The sequence below is a fragment of the Pseudoalteromonas sp. T1lg122 genome (assembly GCF_002964825.1).
In the GTDB taxonomy this organism is placed as follows: domain Bacteria; phylum Pseudomonadota; class Gammaproteobacteria; order Enterobacterales; family Alteromonadaceae; genus Pseudoalteromonas; species Pseudoalteromonas gelatinilytica.
In genome coordinates, this window is record NZ_PQCG01000012.1 from 1 (window position 1) to 428 (window position 428).

2 tRNA genes are annotated in these 428 nt (G+C 38.1%); both read left to right on the top strand.

The features are described from left to right. The first annotated feature begins 7 nt into the window (after positions 1–7). Positions 8–84: transfer RNA gene (locus C2M33_RS10070), tRNA-Ile, on the top strand. 42 nt (positions 85–126) lie between these two features. Next, positions 127–202 (top strand) — tRNA-Ala (locus tag C2M33_RS10075). The last annotated feature ends 226 nt before the right edge of the window (positions 203–428 follow it).

Here is a 428-nt window from a genome sequence, read left to right on the forward strand (position 1 = left end):
ATTGTTTGGGTCTGTAGCTCAGTTGGTTAGAGCGCACCCCTGATAAGGGTGAGGTCGGTAGTTCAAATCTACTCAGACCCACCACTTCTTTGAAGTGGCAACTAAACAGTAAGTACCAGCATATGTGGGGCTATAGCTCAGCTGGGAGAGCGCCTGCCTTGCACGCAGGAGGTCAGCAGTTCGATCCTGCTTAGCTCCACCACTTTTACTCCTTAAAAATAAACATTCTTAATCAGGTAATAAACTGCTTGAGAATAGAGTGTGTTTAATTTTGAGAAGTTTATTCTCTTGCTCTTTAAAAATTTGGAAAGCTGATATTAAAATTCTTATAGATACTTGTATCTATAAAGAGTTTTCAAAAGTAAAAATATGCCAGTTAATCAGCAATGATTAATCGGTATCTACTTTAGTATTCTCATCATTATTTG